Annotated in this window: 22 protein-coding genes and 1 pseudogene; 16 read left to right on the top strand and 7 right to left on the bottom strand. The window is 34.9% G+C overall.

The features are described 5' to 3' along the window. Positions 1-209 precede the first annotated feature (209 nt). From mobA to K6959_RS15475, 5 genes are all read left to right on the top strand, one after another. Positions 210-818, top strand: coding sequence for a molybdenum cofactor guanylyltransferase (gene mobA, locus K6959_RS15495; protein ID WP_223086958.1), 609 nt, complete (start codon positions 210-212; stop codon positions 816-818). Between the two features lie 88 nt (positions 819-906). Next, complete coding sequence (locus K6959_RS15490) at positions 907-1,371, top strand: molybdenum cofactor biosynthesis protein MoaE (protein ID WP_163242115.1); 465 nt, start codon at positions 907-909, stop codon at positions 1,369-1,371. Continuing rightward, the gene (moaD, locus tag K6959_RS15485) at positions 1,364-1,597 is read left to right on the top strand and encodes a molybdopterin converting factor subunit 1 (RefSeq protein WP_163242078.1); all 234 of its coding nucleotides are present in this window, start codon (positions 1,364-1,366) and stop codon (positions 1,595-1,597) included. The genes K6959_RS15490 and moaD overlap by 8 nt, the downstream gene beginning before the upstream one ends. Positions 1,598-1,637: 40 nt before the next feature. Continuing rightward, a complete protein-coding gene (locus K6959_RS15480; protein ID WP_163242079.1) occupies positions 1,638-2,657 on the top strand; it encodes a thiazole biosynthesis adenylyltransferase ThiF in 1,020 nt (339 codons plus the stop codon). 55 nt (positions 2,658-2,712) lie between these two features. Continuing rightward, positions 2,713-3,393, top strand: coding sequence for a uracil-DNA glycosylase (locus tag K6959_RS15475; RefSeq protein WP_223086956.1), 681 nt, complete (start codon positions 2,713-2,715; stop codon positions 3,391-3,393). Between the two features lie 37 nt (positions 3,394-3,430). Here K6959_RS15475 and K6959_RS15470 read toward each other — a convergent pair whose 3' ends face one another. Continuing rightward, positions 3,431-5,572 carry a YhgE/Pip domain-containing protein gene (locus K6959_RS15470; RefSeq protein ID WP_262421808.1) on the bottom strand — a complete coding sequence of 714 codons (2,142 nt, stop codon included), beginning with the start codon at positions 5,570-5,572 and terminating at the stop codon, positions 3,431-3,433. A gap of 214 nt (positions 5,573-5,786) precedes the next feature. Here K6959_RS15470 and K6959_RS15465 point away from each other — a divergent pair, with 214 nt between their 5' ends. Together K6959_RS15465 and K6959_RS15460 are read left to right on the top strand one after the other, a co-directional pair. Then, positions 5,787-6,047, top strand: coding sequence for a YwdI family protein (locus K6959_RS15465; protein ID WP_163242082.1), 261 nt, complete (start codon positions 5,787-5,789; stop codon positions 6,045-6,047). A gap of 23 nt (positions 6,048-6,070) precedes the next feature. Then, on the top strand, positions 6,071-6,442 hold the full coding sequence (locus K6959_RS15460; RefSeq protein ID WP_223086954.1) for a DUF423 domain-containing protein: 372 nt from the start codon (positions 6,071-6,073) through the stop codon (positions 6,440-6,442). A gap of 77 nt (positions 6,443-6,519) precedes the next feature. On the opposite strand, the gene gerQ is transcribed toward K6959_RS15460, so the two are convergent. The 3 genes from gerQ to hemQ form a co-directional block, all read right to left on the bottom strand. After that, the gene (gene gerQ / locus K6959_RS15455; RefSeq protein WP_262421807.1) at positions 6,520-7,002 is read right to left on the bottom strand and encodes a spore coat protein GerQ; all 483 of its coding nucleotides are present in this window, start codon (positions 7,000-7,002) and stop codon (positions 6,520-6,522) included. Positions 7,003-7,050: 48 nt separating this feature from the next. Next, complete coding sequence (locus K6959_RS15450) at positions 7,051-7,473, bottom strand: cell wall hydrolase (RefSeq protein ID WP_223086953.1); 423 nt, start codon at positions 7,471-7,473, stop codon at positions 7,051-7,053. 229 nt (positions 7,474-7,702) lie between these two features. Beyond that, the gene (gene hemQ, locus K6959_RS15445; protein WP_163242085.1) at positions 7,703-8,449 is read right to left on the bottom strand and encodes a hydrogen peroxide-dependent heme synthase; all 747 of its coding nucleotides are present in this window, start codon (positions 8,447-8,449) and stop codon (positions 7,703-7,705) included. Positions 8,450-8,882: 433 nt separating this feature from the next. Here hemQ and pta point away from each other — a divergent pair, with 433 nt between their 5' ends. Then, positions 8,883-9,854, top strand: a complete 972-nt coding sequence (gene pta, locus K6959_RS15440; RefSeq protein ID WP_223086951.1) for a phosphate acetyltransferase — start codon at positions 8,883-8,885, stop codon at positions 9,852-9,854. Between the two features lie 51 nt (positions 9,855-9,905). Beyond that, positions 9,906-10,752 (top strand): annotated as a pseudogene (locus tag K6959_RS15435) (lipoate--protein ligase family protein). Positions 10,753-10,889: 137 nt separating this feature from the next. On the opposite strand, the gene K6959_RS15430 reads toward K6959_RS15435, so the two are convergent. Beyond that, a complete protein-coding gene (locus K6959_RS15430) occupies positions 10,890-11,573 on the bottom strand; it encodes an RsfA family transcriptional regulator (protein WP_223086949.1) in 684 nt (227 codons plus the stop codon). A 249-nt stretch (positions 11,574-11,822) separates the two neighbouring features. Here K6959_RS15430 and K6959_RS15425 point away from each other — a divergent pair, with 249 nt between their 5' ends. The 3 genes from K6959_RS15425 (at position 11,823) to K6959_RS15415 (ending at position 14,277) form a co-directional block, all read left to right on the top strand. Next, complete coding sequence (locus tag K6959_RS15425; protein WP_223086948.1) at positions 11,823-12,044, top strand: YuzB family protein; 222 nt, start codon at positions 11,823-11,825, stop codon at positions 12,042-12,044. A gap of 231 nt (positions 12,045-12,275) precedes the next feature. Then, positions 12,276-13,589: an HD domain-containing protein gene (locus K6959_RS15420; RefSeq protein ID WP_163242089.1), complete on the top strand. Its 1,314-nt coding sequence runs from the start codon at positions 12,276-12,278 to the stop codon at positions 13,587-13,589. A 169-nt stretch (positions 13,590-13,758) separates the two neighbouring features. Beyond that, positions 13,759-14,277 (top strand): YwgA family protein, encoded by a 519-nt coding sequence (locus tag K6959_RS15415; protein ID WP_223086947.1) that lies wholly within the window; start codon positions 13,759-13,761, stop codon positions 14,275-14,277. A 156-nt stretch (positions 14,278-14,433) separates the two neighbouring features. Here the strand turns inward: K6959_RS15415 and K6959_RS15410 are convergent, their stop codons facing one another. Beyond that, positions 14,434-14,619: a 2-hydroxymuconate tautomerase gene (locus K6959_RS15410; RefSeq protein WP_163242091.1), complete on the bottom strand. Its 186-nt coding sequence runs from the start codon at positions 14,617-14,619 to the stop codon at positions 14,434-14,436. A 225-nt stretch (positions 14,620-14,844) separates the two neighbouring features. Here K6959_RS15410 and K6959_RS15405 point away from each other — a divergent pair, with 225 nt between their 5' ends. Both K6959_RS15405 and K6959_RS15400 read left to right on the top strand, forming a co-directional pair. Further along, positions 14,845-15,498, top strand: a complete 654-nt coding sequence (locus K6959_RS15405) for a site-2 protease family protein (protein WP_223086945.1) — start codon at positions 14,845-14,847, stop codon at positions 15,496-15,498. A gap of 52 nt (positions 15,499-15,550) precedes the next feature. Then, the gene (locus tag K6959_RS15400; protein ID WP_163242093.1) at positions 15,551-16,063 is read left to right on the top strand and encodes a YwhD family protein; all 513 of its coding nucleotides are present in this window, start codon (positions 15,551-15,553) and stop codon (positions 16,061-16,063) included. Positions 16,064-16,233: 170 nt separating this feature from the next. On the opposite strand, the gene K6959_RS15395 is transcribed toward K6959_RS15400, so the two are convergent. Further along, positions 16,234-18,066 carry a transglycosylase domain-containing protein gene (locus tag K6959_RS15395; protein ID WP_262421997.1) on the bottom strand — a complete coding sequence of 611 codons (1,833 nt, stop codon included), beginning with the start codon at positions 18,064-18,066 and terminating at the stop codon, positions 16,234-16,236. A 522-nt stretch (positions 18,067-18,588) separates the two neighbouring features. On the opposite strand from K6959_RS15395, the gene K6959_RS15390 reads away from it, so the two are divergent. Both K6959_RS15390 and speE read left to right on the top strand, forming a co-directional pair. Continuing rightward, positions 18,589-19,707, top strand: a complete 1,119-nt coding sequence (locus K6959_RS15390) for an IS4 family transposase (protein ID WP_223086943.1) — start codon at positions 18,589-18,591, stop codon at positions 19,705-19,707. A gap of 279 nt (positions 19,708-19,986) precedes the next feature. Next, positions 19,987-20,814 (top strand): polyamine aminopropyltransferase, encoded by an 828-nt coding sequence (gene speE, locus K6959_RS15385; RefSeq protein ID WP_223086941.1) that lies wholly within the window; start codon positions 19,987-19,989, stop codon positions 20,812-20,814. The last annotated feature ends 9 nt before the right edge of the window (positions 20,815-20,823 follow it).

Below are 20,823 nucleotides of genomic sequence, written 5' to 3'. Positions count from 1 at the left end.
AGAAATCATTCACGTAAACTAGAAGAACGATTTGATAAGGGATAATTAGGAATAATAGAAAATCGGGAGAAACTAGAAACATTCCTACAGTTGGATATAAGTTAGCTTACAAAGTTCTGGAAATATTAACTATCGTTATTTTTCTACAAAGTTATCTATTTAAGCGAGGAAGACGTTTAATATTGATTAAACCGATGGGAGTGATAATGATGGGAGCAACATGTATCATTTTGGCGGGTGGAAAATCAAGCCGGATGGGAACAAATAAAGCTTTACTGAAAATAGAAGGGATAACTGTTATTGAACGTATGATAAATGAGTTAACTAAGATTGTTAAACACGTTTTAGTCGTTACAAATCAGTTTGACGATTATTCATTTATTAACGTTCCACTGGTGGAAGATCATTATAAGGGGAAAGGCCCACTTGCAGGTATTCAAGCAGGTTTAAATGCTGTTAAAACCGAAAAAAATATGATTGTTGCTTGTGATCTGCCGTTTGTATCGTCAAGGTTAGCTAAAGAATTATTAGTCGAATTAGATAAATATGATGCAGTTGTTCCTGAAATAAATGGACAGCTTCACCCTTTATTCGGTGCATATCACAAGGATTGTCTTCAAGTTGTTAACCGCTTATTAGATAGTGTACAGCTTAAAATTAGACAATTGTTAAATCAAGTTCATGTTAAAATAAAAACATCTGAAGATTTTGCAAAGTTCTCTGCTTCATATATGAACATCGCGTTATATAATATGAATAATCGACAGGAATATGAGGAAGCAGTAAAGCTAGTTAAAGATCACGTAACAAAAACTTAATACATGTACAAAATAAATCAGTCAATCATTATTATTCTCTAAAACTTATTTTAATGAAATTTTGTAAATGTGAGGTGCTGTTAAGGTGATGAATTACGAAATTTCTAAGAAACCGATTGAAATTCAGTCTGTTATCGATAAAGTCGTTCGCCGTGAGGCAGGGGCAATTACAACTTTTATCGGTACAGTTCGCGAATTTACAAATGGGAAGAAAACGCTTTATCTTATTTATGATGCATATGAATCAATGGCTGTGAAGAAATTGGAACAAATTGGGACAGAGATCGAAACTCGTTGGAAAGGGGCGAAGGTGGCAATAACCCACCGTGTCGGTAAACTAGATATTACAGATGTTGCAGTTGTAATTGCTTTGTCAACTCCTCACCGTGCAGACGCCTATGAAGCAAATCGTTATGCGATTGAACGTATTAAACAGATCGTTCCCATTTGGAAAAAGGAACATTGGGAAGATGGGGAAGAGTGGATCGGCAATCAGCTTGAAACAGTCTATTATCCCGACGGAAAACCAAACAAGGAGGATTTAAATGGTTAAAGTTCTATTCTTCGCTCATTTGCGAGATACAGTTGGAGAAGATTATGTGATGATTGATGCAAATGGTAAGACTATTTCACAGCTCAAAGAAATAGTCGAAACTAAATACAATATTCCTAAACTTGATTCCGTTATGGTAGCAATTAATGAAGAGTTCGCAACAGAAGATGAAATGATTAAAACAGGTGATACTGTTGCCTTTATTCCTCCAGTAAGCGGTGGCTAATTATTAGTTTCATAAAATAACAAAAAACGGAGGCTGGCATATGACCGATCGGTATTCTCGCCAAGAGCTATTTTCTGCAATAGGAAAAGCAGGTCAACAAAAAATTAGGAGTAAGCACGTTTTGATCATTGGTGCTGGCGCTTTAGGCTCAGGAAATGCTGATATATTAACACGGGCAGGTGTCGGTAAGTTAACCATTGTTGATCGAGACTACGTTGAAGAAAGTAATTTACAGCGTCAACAGCTGTATGTTGAAGATGATGTTAAGAAAAAGCTCCCTAAAGTGATCGCTGCGAAGAAACGGCTAAACATGGTGAATTCAGATGTAGAAATTAATGCGGTTATCGCTGATGTGAACCCGGAAAAACTGGAGCAGCTTGCTAATGGTGTTGATCTCATTATTGATGCGACAGACAATTTTGAAACGAGAATGGCGATTAATGACATGTCTCAGAAGCTCCGTATCCCATGGATTTATGGCGCATGTGTCAGCAGTATCGGCATGAGTTATACAATTATTCCTGGAAAAACACCTTGTTTAAATTGTTTATTAAAAATGATTCCCGTTAAAGGGATGACATGTGATACAGGGGGGATCATCTCTCCTGCCGTGCAAATGGTTATAGTTCATCAAACGACAGAAGCATTAAAAATTCTTGTCGAAGATTGGGAAAACGTCCGAACAACATTTATTAGTTTCGATTTGTGGCGTAATCAATACACAAATTTAAAAATGTCAAAGGCAAAGGATAGCAGCTGTTTATCGTGTGGGAGAAAGCCAGCATATCCTTATTTACAAAGTGAGAATTTGACGAAAACGACTGTTCTTTGTGGACGGGATACTGTGCAGATTCGTCCACCGAAAAAAATGGAACTTCATTTACAAGAACTTGCTCGACAATTAACGGATCTTGGACTTTCTGTTAGCGGAAATCCATTTTTACTTTCTGTTGATGTTAACGAAAATCGGCTCGTGATCTTTAAAGATGGACGGGCTCTTATACATGGAACAAAAGATTTAAAACGCGCACGAGCGATTTATCATCGCTTGCTCGGCTAGTTAATAATAGAAATTCAGATCCAATTTAAATATTAATTAAAGCGGGGAAGAATAAATGGGAAAGAAAAAGTTAAAAAACGACTGGGAGCCGCTCCTGGCGGAGGAGTTTGAGAAACCGTATTATCAAAAGTTACGGAACTTTTTAAAAGAAGAATATATGACTAGAATGGTTTATCCTAATATGTTTGACATTTTTAACGCCCTTCATTTTACAGCCTATCAAGATGTCAAAGTTGTCATCTTGGGTCAAGATCCATATCATGGCGTAAACCAAGCTCATGGTTTAAGCTTTTCTGTTAAGCCTGAGGTTGACATTCCCCCGTCGTTAAAAAACATTTATAAAGAATTGCATCATGATATAGGATGTGAAATCCCAAATAACGGTTACTTAGTAAGCTGGGCGAAACAGGGGGTTTTATTATTAAACACAGTTTTAACCGTTAGAGCTGGAGCAGCCCATTCTCATCGTGGTAAGGGATGGGAGCAGTTTACAGATAGAATCATTCATTTATTAAATAACCGAGAAAAAACGATCGTTTTTATTTTGTGGGGACGCCCAGCACAGAGTAAATTGGCCTTTATTAATAACAAGAAGCATTTTGTCATTACGTCACCTCATCCCAGTCCGTTATCAGCAAATCGCGGCTTTTTTGGCAGCAAACCATTTTCGAGAACGAACTATTTTTTAAAACAAATCGGTGAGAGTGAAATTGATTGGCAAATTCCTAATGTATAAAGCGAGAGGAAAGGTAATTAACTTTTTTGCCTTTCCTCTAATGGATTAGTTTTGATTGTTTTGCTTTTTTCATAATCGGTTTACTTAATTGATTAATCGGTTTTTTCAACGCAAGCCCAATAATTAAACTGATTCCAGCAAAAATTGTTAAAAATAAAAGATCTTTTACTGCAATTGCCCATAATAATCCTCCTACTGTTTCTCTCATCATGCTGATTGCATAAGTAAAAGGTAAAATAGGATTAATTAGTTGAAAGAACGGAGGAGTCATTTGAACTGGAAAGGTACCTCCTGAACCCGCAATTTGTAATACGAGGAAAATAATGGCAATTGCCTTCCCGACATTTCCAAAAACAGATACGAGTGTATAGACGATTAAAATAAACACTGTACTAATAACGAGACCGAATAAAACAAACAAATATTTATTTGCTACATACGTTTTTAATAGTATGATATCTCCAAGTGTAACGATGAACGATTGAAGTAATGCAAGCGTTAAAAAGGTGAACAGTCTCCCAAAGTATATTTGAAAGCTTTTATATTCACTTTCTTTTACTTCAACGGTTAAAACCGAAATTAATAGTAAAGCACCGACCCATAAGGAGAGGGTGGTGAAAAATGGAGACATCGCTGAACCGTAGTTTGGGATTGGAAACAGTTGATTTTCTTTCAATACAACTGGTTCGGCAAAAAACTCACTTTCTTTCTCAGCGTCATTCAATAATAAATTTATAATTTCATCTATGTTTTCTTCTTGCTTAAAGGTGCGTATTCGATTAGCAATTTCAGTTATTTTTGCTTCTAATGCAGGCATCTTTTGTTGGAATTTAATCGTTTCATTTTTTCCATAGTTAATCATATTTAAGGCATTAGTCATTCCTTTTTCCACATTTGGAAACAGTTGATCTGCATCATTCATGAGTCTCTGTACTGTCTCAATTGATTGTTTAGTAAGCTTGAAAATTTCGTTCATTTTTGGTTTCGTATTTTTATCATAAAGAGACTGAAGCCCTTTTAAAGTGTTTTCGGCATTTGTTGATGATTGCTGTAGCTGATTAACGATTTCATCGTTAGTTTGTTTGCTTTCGTTCATCCTGTTTTTTAAACTTGTTATAAGAGTAATCTCGTTTTGTAATTGGGTTTGCACTTGCTGAAGTTGTTCCAGTTCATCGATAAAAATTTTTTTCCCTGTAAGTTCATTAGCCCTAAAAAAAATTTGATAAATAGAATTTGTTAATTCGATTCCGCTTTTTAATTTGCTTATAGTTTCGTCGAAAAATTGAGTTGTAATATTGTTTTTATCAGTTTTTATGATCGTTGATACTTGTTTGCCTTTAGTAGCTATTTGTTGTAATAACAGGAGATTTTCTTTTATATTTGGTGAGATCGTATGAGCTATGTTCTCAATTTTATTAATGTATAAATTTGTATTATTTAAGAAACCATTTCCGTTTTTGATAATGTTTGTTAAAATTGATAAATTGTCTTGTGATTTTCGTACAAATTCATCAGCTGCAGTTACTTCGTCAACAGCCAAGTTCACAGCTTCTTTCATTTTTGGGAAGATTTTCTCAAGTTGGAAAACAAATTCTTCTAGCTTATGAATTGTAGGAAGTTCTCTTTGAACTTCCAGACCAATTTTATTGAATATTTGAAATAACGTCTTAGACGTTGTTTTTATAAAGTTGGAGCCAACTTGTTCAACGATAGTTGTTGCTCCTTTTGCTGTGATTTTTGGAGCAATTGCATTTTCCTTTTCATTTACATAATAAATAATTTCTGGTTTTTCTGGTTCATTTACGAAAAAGCTAGTAAGTTTTTTTGAAAAATCAGTCGGAATGATAATACTTGCATAATATTCCCCATATTTAACTCCTTTAAAAGCCGAAGCTTCATCAACAAATACCCAGCCAAGCTCCTTATTTTCCTTTAATTCTTCAATAATTTGGTTACCAATATTTATCGATTGTTCATTAATAAAAGTACCATGATCATTATTACTTACAGCGATTTTGATCCCAGTTGTATTACTATATGGATCCCAAGATGCTTTTATATTGAACCAAGCATACAACGAAGGTAATAAAACGAGACCAGCAATGATCATAAATGCTGCCCAATTTGTGACAATACCCTTTAAATCGTTTTTATAGATCGTTAATATTCTTTTCATCATTTCTCCATTACATAAGTTATTTAGAGGATATTTGGCAAACTTATTATTTTTAGATGATACCATATTCATTTTTTTTAGTTAACAATAGTCTTTTCTAATGTTGAAAACTTTATTCTTTTGAGATTACTTTAGAAAAATAATTGCTTTTCATGTAAAATAGGTCATAAGAATAGAACAAGTGTTGAAGGAAAATCTATTTGTTAGGAGGGATTATTTGAATATTTCTGTTGAAAAGTTATTAAATAAAATTGAGCTGGAGCTGCAAGAGGCAAAAAAAGCAGATACAGAAGCGCGTTTACGTGAAAGCATTTATTCAATAAAAACTTTATGTGACTTAGTTATTGATGAGAAGTTGGAGAAATCGAAAACAGAATTAAGTGAGCCGGTTTTTAAGCAACAATCACTAACTTATCATCACTCAGAACAGATCAACATGGATGATGAAGCAAATGGAAACTCGATATTTGACTTTTAATCATAAAGTGGGAGTGAGAGAAGATGAAAGTATTTATTATTTTTGGCGCAGTTAATGCGTTTTTGGCAGTTGCATTAGGCGCATTTGGCGCCCATGGGTTAGAAGGTAAAATTGAGCCAAAATATTTAGAAACATGGAAGACAGGTGTAAATTATCAAATGTTCCATGCTGTTGGCTTACTTGTGATCGGAGTGATTGCTGGTAAATTGCCAGTAAGTTCGCTTATCTCTTCTTCAGGGTGGATCATGTTACTTGGAATTATTTTATTTTCAGGCAGCTTGTATGTTTTAAGTGTCACAAAAATAACTGTACTTGGGGCGATTACGCCATTTGGCGGTGTAGCTTTTTTAATTGCTTGGGTATTATTAATGATTGCTGCTGTAAAACATTTGTAGACACTAGGAAGATGAAGTTGATAGGCGGCAAGCAAAAAAGGAGCCTATGCAAGCTCCTAAAATATCAAGTCATTTAGCTATCTCGGTGAATAAGCGCTGAGCGGCTGAGTACCAGCAGCAAACGGATATTCGTATTCAATTTCTTCTTCAAACGTAATATAGTCTACATAAACCATAGGTAATAAATAGCGAAATCCTGTTGGAGGATCACTTAATATTAAATGATCACGGCCTGCTGCTTCAATAATTCCTTTAAATATTTTAGCATTCCACTCTCGGTTATTTTCAAACGTCATATAGACATCTACAAGCTTTCCTTTATTTAATCGTAAAATATTTTCAATATAGGATTCTTCTAGTGGCAACATTCCCGGTATTTGTGGACCAAGAGTTGGAGCATTTAATGGTGTTGGCACTTGAAGCGTTCCAACTCCTGCTGCCTGTGGCATGACTGGCTGTGTATAACTAGGCGTTTGTTGGCCAGTCATTCCGTAATATGGCTGATATCCTTGTTGGTAATAACCATAGTTCATGTACGGATTTTTACTAGATTGTTTCATTTTTCCCCTCCTATAAAACTTTTTCCTTCTTTCCAAATGTTATAATGATTAATATACGCTTGGACAATTTTGTACAGTCGGTTTAAAAAAAAAATGAGCTTTGAAACGTCCTGAATTCCATTGATTATACCACTGAGCAGGACAACTACCCGCAGGTCTAAAAAACCATAATGAATTACTTGCTGGATGATAACGGTTTTCTTTTATCACTTTTCGGGCCAGATCAATTTCCTTTTGTCTAGCTGCTTGATAAAAATATCCTTTCTGAGTAGCTTCAAATCCACCTGGGCTTTGAAAAACCATTTTTTGAATGGATGTAATCGGCTGAAAGTCAAGACAATCCGCTCTAACACGATTAACACCTACATTGCCAACCATGAGCATTCCAAGGTTTCCGTCACCTTCCGCCTCTGCACGCATCAATCTTGCAAGAAGCTTTACCTCCTCTTCAGTATGTTTAACAACAGCCATTACTTCACCTCTCTTTGATGATTAAGATTTGGGCTGGTGAATTCATAAAATATAGATATTTAGCTAAGGGAGTAGTTATATAGAGTACGGTATAGATGAAATTAGCTAAGCTTTCTTACTGTTTTTATTTGTATGAAATGACAGGATTAAATATGACATGTAAAAGATAGAAGTGTTTTAAAAAAAATAAGAAAATGGCGCACGAGCCAATTTCTTATTTTTGCTTTTACTAATTTACTTGTAGCATCTTTGCAAGATTATTTTCATTTAAAATATTTCCAACAAAGAAAGCACCAAATTCTCCATAGCGAGCGCTTACTTCGTCAAACCGCATTTCGTATACAAGTTTTTTAAATTGCAGAACGTCATCAGAGAATAACGTAACACCCCATTCATAATCATCAAAGCCGACAGAACCAGTAATAATTTGTTTCACTTTACCAGCATATTTACGGCCAATCATACCATGACTGCGCATTAAAGTGCGGCGGTCTTCCATTGGGAGCATATACCAGTTATCGTTACCTTGACGACGCTTGTCCATCGGATAGAAACAAACATGCTTTGCTTTAGGTAAGACTGGATAAAGTCGTGCTAAAACATCAGGATTTTGGTACGGGTCTTCACCTTGCGGTAAATAGTTACTTAGCTCTACAACAGAGACATAAGAATAAGTTGGAATCGTATATTCAGCAAGTTTTGTTTTGTTAAATTCTGTTTCAATTTCATTAAGCTCTTCCATTGTTGGTCTTAAAATCATCATCATAAAGTCAGCTTTTTGACCAACAATAGTATAAAGAGCGTGGCTTCCTTTTTTAAATTCTTCCGTTTTGTTCCATTTTTCAACTAGTCCTAGAAATTCATGGATGACTTCTTGGCGCTCATCGCTTGATAACGTTTTCCATAATGCCCAGTCGATTGAACGAAAATCATGAAGACTGTACCATCCATCAAGAGTTTGTGCCGCTTCACTCATTTATTATCACTCCTAAGAAAAAATAATTCTCATTTCCACAATTACTATAACATAGTTTCGCCATTAAACGTATGAATAAACCCCTGTGAATCCGTTTCAACATTTTTTTATTCTAGAAAAATTAATGAAATTGTCAAAAATGCAGAAATTAAATTTATTGATATAATAATGTGTAAGGCATAATATAGATGATCACTCTATTTATGTGTATTATCACCCGTGATTCTGTTGATAAACGAACTCATGAACGCCTGATCTATCGCTTCCGCTTCCGCCTTGTGCAGTTCGTCTCAAATGACAAGTTTTCAAGTAGACTTTCTGCATTCGCTTTAACTTCAGGTAAAATTCGGAGTTGTTTAATGAATTTCAACAGAATTGGAAATCATTTACCTTTGTTTTTCTCTTTTATCATACATAGTAAGGAGGGGACGTTTTGAACGATTTATTTTCTCTTTTAAAATCGAAGTTAATTGATCAAGGTTTGCAAATTGTTTTTCCTGAAGGATTAGATGAGAGAATTTTAACCGCTGCAAAAAGGCTCGCTGAAGAACGATTACTTACACCTGTATTAATTGGAAACAAAAGCAGCATTAAAGCGAAGGCCGAAGAGTTACATATATCAATAAATAATATGAAAATATATGACCCAAGAACCTTTCCTCAATTTAATGAACTTGTAGCTAATTTTATTGAACGGCGGAAAGGAAAAGAAACAGAGGAAGAAGCTAGGCAAATTTTACTTAAAGAAAACTATTTTGGTACAATGCTTGTTAATATTGGTAAGGCAGATGGGTTAGTAAGCGGAGCTGTTCATTCAACTGCAGATACTGTCCGCCCGGCTTTGCAAATTATTAAAACTAAAGAGGATGTCAAAAAAAAGTCTGGTGTATTTATCATGGTTCGAAATGACGAAAATTACGTATTTGCCGACTGTGCAATTAATATTGCACCTGACAGTGCAGATTTAGCTGAAATTGCTATTGAAAGTGCGAAAACAGCAAAAATGTTTAATATTGAACCGCGTGTAGCTCTATTAAGCTTTTCTACAAAAGGTTCAGCCAAATCAGAGGAAACAGATAAGGTTATAGCCGCTGTAAATGAGGCAAAATTACGAGAACCTGAACTTTTAATTGATGGTGAATTTCAATTTGATGCAGCCTTTGTTCCTTCCGTAGCCCAAAAGAAAGCACCAAATTCACCTATACAAGGAAATGCAAATGTTTTTATTTTTTCGAGCTTAGAAGCAGGAAATATTGGTTATAAAATTGCCCAGCGGCTCTGCAATTTTGAAGCAATTGGCCCGATTCTTCAAGGATTAAACAAGCCTGTTAATGATCTTTCTCGCGGCTGTAACGAAGAAGATGTTTATAAATTAGCACTCATAACTGCCGCTCAAGCTTTATAAATTCTATCATATATCATAATTTAATGTTAAAAATAGAGGAGAAAATAAATGATGGAGGAAGCGCTTAAATTATTACGTCAACAACAATGGCGCATTATTGATCAGTCTGCACTCGGGGGTCACTTTGATGCAATACAGTCGTTTGCGATAGATGATACACTTTGTGCGTCTGTTGGTGGACAATTATCTTCGGCAACAGCAAGAGCATGGGTTCATCACGATACAGTTGTGTTAGGCATTCAAGATACAAAACTCCCATATTTAAAGGATGGTTTAGACTACTTACAAGAGAATGGTTTTCATTATATCGTCAGAAACTCGGGTGGTTTAGCGGTCGTGCTTGATAAAGGAGTATTGAACTTAACACTTGTTTTGCCAGAAGCAGAAAAAGGTATTGATATTAATCGGGGATATGATGCAATGTGGGCGTTAGTTCAGCTTTTGTTCTCGGATTTTAAAAAGGATATAGAGGCAAAAGAAATTGTTGGATCATATTGTCCTGGGAGTTATGATTTAAGCATGAATGGTAAAAAATTTGCCGGGATTTCTCAGCGGCGCCTTCGAAATGGTGTTGCTGTTCAAATTTATCTTTCGGTTACAGGGAGCGGAAGTGAAAGAGCCAACCTGTTAAAGCAGTTTTATTTACATGCAAAAAAAAGCAAAAAAAGAACAAACAAAACTAGCTTATCCGAACATTAATCCAGATGTAATGGCTTCTTTATCTGAACTGCTTTCAGTTCCTTTAACGATACAAGATGTCATGCAACGATTCTTATCTGTTTTGCAAAATCATAGTGAACATATTTATATAGGGGGATTGACAAGTAAGGAGCTATCTTTATTTAGCGGATATATGCAACGTATGATTGATAGGAATAAAAATGTCTTTCAATCATAAGGAAAAGCCATTAAATGGTTCTGGATTCTTTAAAAATTATCCCAAGTTGTCAACTTTGTCGACTCTAATCCATTTAATGGCTTTTCTTTTAAGAGGATGCTGTTGCCTTTCTCCAGTTCTTAACTAAAGATTACTGTCTACTCCGCTACTTTTTCAAGATTGCCGTTTCGATCCATTTTAAATTTTGTTGCTGGACGCTCTTCTTCTTCAAATAAAACAAGCTTTCGTGCTCTATTCATAATTTTCATAAGTGTCTCATAATCTTCTTGAATCGTAACGGTGTTTTCTTCAAGATCGTTAATTTTTGCTGCAAGCTCTTTATTATTTTTCTTTAATTCATTGTTTTCTCTTTTTAATCTTTCATTCTCTCTTTTTAAAATATCAACTTGAAGATTGGAACTATTTAAGTTTTGCAAATAAGAGATCACCATTTCTAAGTTAAGAGAACTAGTTGATGAAATTGGGAAATCTTCGTTTGCTGTATTATTAACTTCTACATCAACGGATGGTGTTATTGGCTCTAGATCTTCAACAGCAATTGGCGGAGGATTGTAAAGCAGCTTTTTCTTTCCACCTTGCTCTTTACCTAAAATTCTTTGCCGTTGTTTCCGCTGTTTTTTTTCTAGTTGAAGCGCTTTTTCATAGTTATGGCGTACAACCGCATTCCAACGGAATCCACATGCTGCGGATGTTCGATTAAGCCTATCTCCAACCTCCTCAAAGGCATTTAGTTGAGTACTCCCTTCTCGAACGTGTCTGAGCACAGTTTCTGCAAGCAGCAAATCATTTTCTTCTGTCCATGCATCTTGACGAAGTTTCATGGTTTCAACTCCTTAATATTTTTAAGTTATTTTATTAACTGTTCTATTTTCAGCATGACCCATTTTTAAACTTTTTATACGACTGAATGAAAGGATAGTAGATTTTTTTTATAAATTAACAATGTAAAAGAAATAAACACTTGATTACCAATGTTTCCAGCTTGCATTCACAAACAATAAACTGTAAAATACCTTTAGTTATCATGATAAATTAAAGTCTACCTAATTGAAGAAAGGGCTGTAATATAGATGGCAAACGAATTTCGTGTTTGCGATGATTGTCAAGCAGTTAACTTAAAAACATTAATTCCCCTTCTGAAAGAACTTGATCCGAAGGCAAAGATTGAAATAGGCTGTCAATCATATTGCGGACCAGGACGAAAAAAAACCTTTGTTTTTTTTAATAACCGACCGTTAGCGGCAATGACGGAAAAAGAACTTAAAGATAAAATGCTTAAAAAATTGAAATAAAAAATCATCTATCCTACCATTTTGATAGGTGATTTTTTTTATTAATTGTCTATGGTAATGAATCGATTACTCAAAAACGTAGCGTATTAGTTAAGTTCATGGTACGGTTGATCTTTGTTTAACCCTATGTTTAAACGGGAAAAGGCTACTAATAGTAGAGGCTGAAATAATGGAAGTTTCTATTTATCCCGCATAAAAAGTTACGGGAAGTAAAGAGGAAGAGGCTGGAAAATGGGATATTCAAAGGAAAAATTAAATGAAGAAAAGGTCTTTAAAGATCCAGTTCATCGTTATGTACATGTCCGAGATCAAGTCATTTGGGATTTAATTGGTTCTAAAGAGTTTCAACGTCTCCGTCGAATTAAACAGCTGGGCACTACTTTTTTCACCTTCCATGGTGCAGAGCATAGCCGATTTAATCATTCTCTTGGTGTGTACGAAATTGTCCGCCGGATTGTCGATGATGTCTTTTGTGGACGTCCTGAGTGGGATCAAGAGGAAAGATTGTTATCGCTATGTGCTGCCCTTCTCCATGATATAGGCCACGGTCCTTTTTCCCATTCATTTGAAAAAGTTTTTAATCTTGATCATGAAGAGTTTACAAAGGATATTATTTTAGGGAATACCGAGGTTCATCGAATTTTAGCAAGAGTAAATAATGAATTTCCAGAAAAAGTAGCTGAAGTCATTGGGAAAACATATAAGAATAAGCAAGTTGTCAGTTTAATTTCTAGTCAAATTGATGCAGATCGGATGGATTATTTACAAAGAGACGCATATTTTACTGGGGTAAGCTATGGCCATTTTGATATGGAACGGATTTTACGAGTCATGCGGCCTCATGATGATCAAGTTGTTATTAAACATAGCGGGATGCATGCCGTTGAAGATTATATTATGAGTCGTTATCAAATGTATTGGCAAGTTTATTTTCATCCAGTTACTCGCAGTGCTGAAGTGATTTTAACAAAAACGTTGCATCGAGCGAAGCACCTTTATAAACAGTCTTATTCATTTAAAACTCCGCCAGTTCATTTTTACTCTCTCTTTGAAAATAAACCAATATTAAAAGACTATTTAAAGCTTGATGAAGCAGTAGTACTCTATTATTTACAAATGTGGATCGAGGAAGATGATTCAATTTTGAAAGATCTTTGTAGTCGCTTTATGAATCGAAATTTGTTCAAATACTCGGAGTTTGATCCGGCAAAAGAGTATAAAAAAGTTGTTCGGCTTTCCGAGCTTTTTAAACAGGCCGGGATTGATCCCGAATACTATTTAGTTGTTGATTCTTCTTCTGATTTGCCGTACGATTTTTATCGTCCTGGGGAAGAAGAGGAGCGACAGCCGATTCATTTATTGATGAAAAATGGAGAAATACATGAATTATCAAGAGAATCGGATATTGTTGATGCGATTTCAGGGAAAAGAAGGACAGATCATAAGCTTTATTATCCACTAGATTTCATAATGGATGATCGTTCAGAGAAAAGTGTTAAAAAGCAAATTTGTGCCTTGCTCGGTTTACAAAAAGAGGAAAAATAATAAATACTCGTACATGTATTCTGTTAAACTATACGTTCCTTTTACATATAAAGGTATGAAAAATGGTTAAGTAAACCTTAGCTATTTAGTGGTTGAAAAATCCATCCAACTATGTGTTAGTATTGTTTTTTCATATTGGGATAAATTTAAAAGTCGGGAGATGACACGTATGCTAAATGATCATGCCAAAATAATGCATGCGGTAGCAGTATCAGGCGAAATTATTGGACGCAAAAAATTACACAAAATGATTTATATTGCAAAAAAAATATCGTTTCCTTTCCAGGAAAAATTTCAATTTCACTTTTATGGACCTTATTCAGAGGAGCTGACTTTACGGATAGAAGAGTTGTTAAACATGGGATTTCTAAATGAGGTGAAAGAGAAAAAGGGTGGTTATGTTCAGTATCGCTATTCACTAACTGATTCAGGCGATGAATTTTTAAAAATGAACAAAGTCGAGATGCCCTATTTAAAAGAAGTTTTTTCAGATATGAATACACAGAATGCTCGATTTTTAGAGCTTGTTTCAACGATATTGTATTTTGATAAACTAGGAAAAGCAGAAACGAAAGAGAAAGTGTTTACATTAAAGAGTAAACAGCGTTATACAGAAGCTGAAATTGAAGAAGCATATCAATATATTGATATTTTAAAACAAAAGCTAAACACCATTAGCGGTGTTTAGCTTAGACTGTTAATTGTTTGCATGTCTTTAGAAGCTAAAGAATGACAGTTTTCCCTATTTAACTTCGTCTTGCAAGCATAATCTTTTTACTAGTTGGCTAAGTACTAATAAGGTATTTAGCTTTTTCTCTAGTGAAGCTGGTGCTTGTTGCTGCGGTTATTCATCGCTCAACCGTTTGCCAGCAACGGCATAATGATTTTTAGACATTTCTTCAATAAAGACTACTACTTTTTCTTTTGGTGCTCCTGTTGTTTCACTTACAGCAGTAGTTACTTTTTCTACTAATGCTTTTTTTTGTTCTTCAGAACGCCCTTCTATCATTTTAACAGTTACGTAAGGCATTTTTTGTCCTCCTCGTTTATTCATTATATAGTTATTTTTTCACAGTTATTTATATTATGCAAGAGAAGCAGGATATTTACGGACGTTGGAGAAAGGAGGCCGGATAAGGAAGCTGTTAATTGATAATGATTCGTGTATACTGTTAGGAAAGAGGTATACATAATCAAACTTTAGATGAATTTTCTCCTTAGTACATAACATTGATGAAAAGGAGTTATACATGTAATGGAACGATTTTTAGCATTTCCTTTACAACAAATTCCATATGTGGCGATTACACTGTTAATTGCATTTACGATCCATGAATTTGCTCATGCATATGTTGCATATAAATTTGGTGATCCAACAGCAAAAAACCAAGGGAGATTAACGCTTAATCCAATCGCTCATCTTGATGTAATTGGAACGCTTCTCATCTTTATCGCTGGTTTTGGATGGGCGCGTCCTGTACCAGTAAATCGCTTTTTCTTTAAAAAGCCGCGTTTAGCAGGAATTTTAGTTTCTCTTGCTGGTCCGCTCAGTAATTTATTATTAGTGTGTTTTGCTTTTATTACTTTATATGGACTCGTTAGTATGGATTTAAATGTAAGTTTATCCGTTTTAACTTTTTTAGAACTGTTTATTAGACTGAATTTGATTTTATTTATTTTTAATTTTTTACCGCTTCCGCCTCTTGACGGTTATCGGATTATAGAGGACTTAGCACCAAATCATTTTAGAGCAAAAATGACTCAATTTGAGGTGTATGGTGGACTTATTTTTTTAATTCTCGTTATTACCCCGTTAAGCCAATATACAATTCGTCCGATTATGAATAATATCTTTCCAGCGTTATTAAATGGATTAAATGAATTTTTTTATAAGCTGTTTTTAGGATAAGCAGATCATGATCATATTAAATTTTGTTTAGGAAAGTAAGGAGGAAAGTAAAATGGAAGGAAAGAAGAAAAATATTGGTTTTAATATTATTAAAAGTGATCCTACAGACGGGCATGGAGGCTTTGGTGTCGGATCTTTAAGTTTAGATAATATATCTCCCGTTATTATTAACGTGGAGGCTGGTGAAGCGGAAATCGATATTGGAGCGATGCATGCTAGAAGTGCTGTTGAGCGTGGAATTAAGTTTCTTAACTCAAAGGAAGAAGTTCCAAATGGAAAACCGTATTGGCTAGTATGGGTAACGATTGCTCATCAAAAAGAGGGGCCTTATTATGCAGGAGTAACAGCGTGTGAAATGACTGTTGACCGGGATATACGAAGGGGATTTAAGTCTTTACCAGAACATGTAAATCGGATGGATAAATCGTTAAAAGGCCATATCATTGTTGAACATATGGATGAAGCGTCAAAATCTATTTTAGGCACTTTTTTGCGCGATCATAATGAGGAAATGTGGAATCGTTCTTCACAAAAGTTAAAGGATGGATTAGGGTTTTCATCCTAATATTCTCCTTATAAATAATTGAACTGTGACAAATTAGTGAATCTTATTGGAAAGGTACTTGCTGTTTTTACATAAAGAAAGTAAACTATTTAACAGCGTTAACACATTATAAAACTAGGACACGAAAAACCTCAGGTCAAAATCCTGAGGTTTTTCATTTTATTTAATAGTTAATTCCATTGAAAAATACGCTTATACCACGGAGTTTTCTTCTCCATCTTTGGCTTTTCAATTTTGTTCTCTCGCTCTTTTAATGGTTCTGAAATATGTTCAGTACAATATTCAGTGGGTTCTGTTCCTGTTGCATAATAGGTTAAACGTTTAACAGGACATCCTTTTGTAGCAAGTTTTCCATTATGGGGATCAATATACACTCCAACAGTTCCTTTAGGCGGTTTAAACGCTTTAATCGGTTTATTTTTATGAACCTCTTCCATAAAGCCGATCCATATATCTTTCGCATATAATTTTTCAGCGGTAAGTTCTATTGGTTTTCCTTTATCATATCCTGTCCACACAGCTGCCGTTAATTGGGGAGAATATCCGATCATCCAATTATCAGCTTCAGTTGTTCCAGATTTTCCAGCATAAAGTCTAGTCATTTTGTTAATGATGGTACTTCCAGTTACAGGTGCATAGCCGTCTAGTTTTTGATCAAATATTCCTGTTAACATATGTGTCATGACGAAAGCTAAATCCGAACGAAGAACAGGTTTTCTCTCTTTGTTATATTCGTAAATTACTTCACCCTTTTGATTTTCAATTCGTTTTATAAGAGTCGGCTTTATTTCATAACCTCCATTGGCTAATAAACTATAAGCTGTTGCCATATCAATAACACGAACATCTGATGAGCCTAATGCAAGTGAAGGTACTTTCGCTAGCTTTGTTGTAATTCCAAATCGCTTTGCCGTATTTACTAATGTTTCTTCACCTAAAAATAAATGTGTTTTTACTGCATAAATGTTATCTGATAAAGCAAGGGCTTGTACTAATGTCATATTATCATTGGCATATAGGTTATTAAAATTTCTAGGAGTATAAGGGGGCTTGCCATCTTCAAAGTGAAATGTTGTCTGTTCACTGCGCATCAATGAAGATGGGGTGAAGCCGTGTTCTAGCGCCGCATAATATAAAATTGGCTTTATTGTTGAGCCAGGTTGTCTAACAGCTTGTACTGCTCGATTGAACGGACTGCTTTCGTAATGAGTTCCGCCAACCATAGCTGTTATAAACCCGTTTTTAGGATTCATTGAGACGAACCCTACTTGAATATCTGAATCGGTAGACATTGTGTTCTGAATGACCTTTTCTGCTGCCTCTTGATCTTGTAAATCTAAAGTTGTATATACTTTTAAACCGCCGAGTGCAATTGTCCGTTCATCAATAGATAGTTCATTTTTTAGGACTGACTGAACAGTATCTTGGAAATACGGCGCTGTTTCTAATTGAAAATGTTTATGCTTGCCGATGAAAGTTAAAGGCTTTTTTGCAGCAGCGATTTCCTCAGCTTGGTTAATATAACCGTTTTGCCTCATCGCAGATAAGATGATTTTTTGCCGATCTTTTGCTTTTTCCATTGAAACAAGTGGTGAATATTTTCCTGGTCCCTTTGGAATGCCAGCAAGCATCGTAGCTTCTTCCAAGGTGAGATCAGCTGCACTTTTTCCAAAATAATATTGACTTGCTGCCTCTGCACCGTAAGCACCGTGCCCGTAATTAATTGTATTTAAATATCCTTCTAAAATGGTTTCTTTAGAATAACTCATTTCAAGTCTAATTGCATAAAAAGCTTCTTTTAACTTCCTTATCCAAGTTTTATCATGTTCTAAAAAAAGATTACGGGCGTATTGCTGTGTTATTGTACTTGCCCCTTGTACCTTTCCCATGGCCTTTATATCAGCAATAATAGCAGCAACAATTCGTTTTATGTCTAGCCCGAAATGATCATAAAATCGTTTATCTTCAACAGAAATAGTTGCATTAACTAAGTTAGGCGAAATATCCTCAAGTTTTATCCAATAACGTTTCTGCCCGGTGTGACTTTCGCCGATAATTGTCCCGTCATTTGCGTAATATAATGTTGATTGAGGAACAGCAAGTGGAGGCGGACCTAACGTTTTTGCATAAATAAGGATACCGATTACAATTAATGAACAAAAAGCTGCAATAATGACAGTAAAAAAGAAAAAAGAGCACGTAAATATTTAATTGTTTTTTTTTCGAAGCGTTGATCCGTAATGACTTCCAATTCCTCACCCCCATAAATTTTGATGCATAGCTTCAGTATGAAAAAAATAGTATAATTTTAAACATTTTTCAATAAAAAAGATAACTAGAAGCTGTCTGGGGAGAAATTTGCTTATTAACTTATTAAAAAGGAGCATTAGCATTGCATTAACATATTCAGATGATTTAAAATACTAGGAATTTTTAAAAATAATGTGATTGTAAAACAAAAAAAAAATCTTTACAATGGAAGTACAGGTGGTTCCTGTCCAAATCCAAATGTAAAGGAATACATCATGGACAAGAATACACTAATTATGTCATTTGGTAAATGGGTTTCACCAATAAATATTCAAAAGCTTTCTGAACTTGTTAAAGAACAAAAACAGGACTACTATACAAAGAAGTTTACAACGGAGTCTTATATTAAGTTTTTGCTTTTTGCCCAGCTTCATGAATATGAGAGCTTAGAAGAAATCAGTGATGCCCTTTTAGACGAAGATCTTCAGAAAATACTCGGATTTGAATCAATTAGTACATCTCAGTTATCACGAAAGAACAATAATATCAATCCGCTCATTCTTTCTCATATGTTCTTGGATTTAGTGTGGAAAATTCAACATTATCACATGAAAAGTGAAAAGAGAATGCCACTAAAAATCATTGATTCGAGTACTCTACCACTCAACTTAACTAACTATCAATGGGCGAAGTTTCGTCAAACAAAAGCAGGTGTAAAACTACATTTACGACTTGTATTCATGGATAAAAATGCTGTTTATCCAGAAAAAGCTGTCATTACAACGGCAAAAGAACATGACCGAAATCAGCTTGAAGTTCTGGTAGATGATAAAGAAGCTATGTACGTGTTTGATCGTGGCTATGTGGATTATGAACGATTTGATCGGATGACCGATGAAGGTTATTTTTTCGTATCACGACTGAAGAAAAATGCAGTCATTCGTGAAGTTCATTCTTTTTCAATTTCGGATGATTGCCCTGTACAATCCGACAAAAGGGTTTACATCGGTAGCATACAAAATCGAACAGAAAATGTCTTTCGTCTTCTTGAAGTCAAGGATACAAAAGGAAACTTCCTTCGTTTAATCACGAATCGCTTTGATTTAAGTGCTGAAGAAATCAGTGATATTTATCGTTCTCGTTGGGCCATTGAACTATTTTTCAAATGGCTGAAGCAGCACGTAGAAATTAAGCATTTTTATCGTATGAGTGAGACCGCGGATTCAAAACCAAATTTTTTCTTAGCCCTTATCACCTATTGCCTAAATGTTCTCATTCAATTAGAGATGAAAAGTAGTAAATCTTTACTTCGAATCACTCGCTGGTTAAAGAGAGCAATTTGGAAACCTTCTTATATTTGGACACGAAAGTTTGATGAACGCTCTAGTCCGTAAAAGAATCTTGTTGTTGTAACTCTGGGATAACTGTATATTGTTACCAAATGGACAGTACCACCTTTATTTAGGTCTTGTCTTTTTAATTCAAAAACGAAGAAATATATTAACAGAAAGTTCTAACTAAATTTACGCAATGCTAATGAAAAAGGAGGAAAAAATTATTCTTGCATTTTTCCGTGTTTAATCTATAATTTTCTCATGTTTTACTATAGTATTTATGTCTATTTACTTGTAAGGATACTAAAGAAATTGAGTGAATGGAAGGAGATGATCAACATGAGTATTTGGTTTACAGAAAAACAAACGGATCATTTTGGAATTACAATGAAAATAAATCGTACATTACATAGCGAACTAACGCCTTATCAAAAACTTGATATTGTTGAGACAGCAGAGTGGGGGAACATGCTTATTTTGGATAATATGGTCATGACGACACAAAAGGATGAGTTTGTTTATCATGAGATGATTGCACATGTTCCTCTTTTTACTCATCCAAAGCCAGAGAACATTCTTGTTGTTGGAGGCGGCGATGGAGGTGTCATTCGTGAAATATTAAAACATCCAGCTGTGAAGAAGGCAACTTTAGTTGATATAGATGGCAAAGTAATCGAGTATTCAAAACATTTTTTGCCGGACATTGCAGGAATGCTTGCCGATGAACGTGTAAATGTAAAAATTGACGACGGATTTATGCATATTGCAAAAAGTGAAAATGAGTATGATGTAATTATTGTTGATTCTACTGAACCAGTTGGTCCAGCAGTCAATTTATTTTCTAAAGGATTTTATGCGGGAATAGCGAAAGCCTTAAAGACAGACGGGTTGTTTGTTGCTCAAACAGATAATCCTTGGTTTAAAGCGGAATTAATTCGTGAAGTTCACCGGGATGTGAGGGGGATATTTCCAATTACTCGTCTTTATATTGCGAACATCCCAACATATCCAAGTGGAATGTGGACTTTTACAATCGGTTCAAAAAAATATGATCCTCTTGAAATTAATGATAACCGCTTTACGGATATAGAAACGAAATATTATACAGAGGAGCTTCATAAAGCGGCATTCGTATTGCCGAAATTTGTAGCGGATTTAGTAAAGTAAACAAGTAAT

Source organism: Bacillus aquiflavi, from assembly GCF_019915265.1.
GTDB lineage: Bacteria > Bacillota > Bacilli > Bacillales > Cytobacillaceae > Bacillus_BT > Bacillus_BT aquiflavi.
Note: the sequence above shows the minus strand (reverse complement) of the source record. Positions and strands in the feature narration are given on the sequence as shown.